The sequence below is a fragment of the Vibrio cincinnatiensis genome (genome assembly GCF_022113815.1).
Taxonomy (GTDB): Bacteria; Pseudomonadota; Gammaproteobacteria; order Enterobacterales; family Vibrionaceae; genus Vibrio; species Vibrio cincinnatiensis_A.
The window spans coordinates 1-1890 of sequence record NZ_SGOM01000046.1; the positions used below are offsets into that span (position 1 = coordinate 1).

The window sequence follows — 1890 nt, forward strand, 5'->3', positions numbered from 1 at the left end:
TTTTGTTAATGCTTTGAAATGATTAGTAAAGTTACATAACAAAGCATTCAAGAGGGACAATCAACGCGTGGCATTTTTGGTTCGGGTTGGCATTTGAGGTTACGGCAGGTTAGTTTGAGCGCAGTGGTTTGCGTTGCTTGCCCCTTAATGCGGCGTTATACAGCAACAATGGAGCACATTAATGGCGTTTAATCCTGTTTTTATTAAGCCTGCTAGGCTAAAGCACAAAAATCCAGAACTTAAGAAATCTAAAGTGCTAAAAAATGCTATGAATAGTATTGAGACAGCAGTGATCATTGACTTGAACATACTGTCAAAAATGAATCAAGTCGTGAAAGGTGAAATTACACTCAACGCATCTGGGTTAAAAGAACTAGTGAAAACGTTGAATAATGTAAGAGGGCTATGCCTTTCTCCTGGCTTTGCACTGAATGAAGCTGAAGCGTCTTACGTGAGCGACTTATATAGCTCATACGAAACGTTTCTTGAGCTATATTGCCGTGATTACATAGATCATCCGGGAGCCATAAAGACAAAACTAGAAAAAGAAAACCATGTAAAGTTTAAAGAATTGCCTGTAGGGGAGAAATATATTAATTCTATTACCTACTTGACAATTATTAAAACACAATTGATCAGTCGAAAAAATCAAGATCTATCACCAGAAGAACAGTTCTGTAAGTTAATAGGCTTTTTAGCTGAAAAAGCGGATATGATCGGCGCAGTTGAAGTAGAAGCAGCTAAATTTGTATTCTTTAACACTGCTGAAGTTCAAGATGTACGGTTCAGAGCATATTGCAAAAAAATTAAAGATAACTTTAAAAAAGGGGGTAACTCTTCAGATAAACTACTTGCAAAGTGTTTAAATGCTGCTCGAGATATTGTCTATTACCGAATTGCTGCTGGACAGCAGAACACGTATATTGACGGTAAGATGCAAGACTGTTGGCTTTTAACCGCAGACGATGGTCTTGTTAACCTGACAAATTCAATTTACTTCGTTCCGCAGGGGGATGGGCAAGACTCAAAATACGTTACCTTTCAAAGAAATAAAGAGCAGGAAAAATCTCAATATTGGCAGTATTGTGACCAATTGCAGGAACAAACTGTCAAAGAAAGGCATAGAGAACATTATGCTTTTACTGAGTCCGATTTTGAGAAACTGTTTGAAGTTATCAATGGACTAGAAAATGAAATCAGAGGGTTATTTGTCGAATCAGCTGTATAACAAAGCATTTAAGAGTGATTCGCAACGCTTGGCAGTTTCGCTTCGCTCAAGTATAGCCAAGCGATGCTCACACCTTAATGCGGCGTTATGTAACCGTAAAGAAAAAGACCGCAATATATTGAAAATTAAAAATATTTTTATGCTTTTGCTTTTTTAAGTTGGCTTCTACTTCACATGATTATGGTTTTAACTGATTGTTTTAATTGGTTATTTATAAAGTTTGTAAAGTCAATCTTATTCATATTGGCTTCGTTTCCGTCTTCTTGTTCTTCGAGTTTTCAGTCTTTTCTCAATGGTTAAGTGAGTTTGCGATAAGTTTGGTGGCAGTCATTTTTTTCTTTGAACTAGGGCTCGCAGTTTCGTCGTTGTCACGCGAATTCTACTGGGTTACTGCTAACTTTTCATGTAAGTTAAACGATATTTGGCAATGCTGTTCTTTGTAATGCTTTGAAATAGTTAGCAAAGTTACATAACAAAGCATTTAAGAGGGACAGTCAACGCTTGGCAGTTTTGGTTTGGTGGGCATTTGAGGTTACGGTGGGCTAGTTTTAGTACAGTTATTTGCGTTGCCTGCCCCTTAATGCGGCGTTATGTAACCGTAGAGAAAAGACCACAATATATTGAAAATTAAAGTGTTTTTATGATTTCTTTACTTTGAGTTT

Annotated in this window: 1 protein-coding gene; it reads left to right on the top strand. The window is 36.9% G+C overall.

Translation table 11 applies throughout. From position 1 onward, the window contains the following. Positions 1 to 181 precede the first annotated feature (181 nt). Positions 182 to 1228 (top strand): hypothetical protein, encoded by a 1047-nt coding sequence (locus EXA13_RS16465; RefSeq protein ID WP_238134081.1) that lies wholly within the window; start codon positions 182 to 184, stop codon positions 1226 to 1228. The last annotated feature ends 662 nt before the right edge of the window (positions 1229 to 1890 follow it).

Coding starts and splice junctions, on each gene's coding strand:
- EXA13_RS16465 (WP_238134081.1), top strand. CDS start 182: ATGGCGTTTAATCCTGTTTTTATTAAGCCTGCTAGGCTAAAGCACAAA.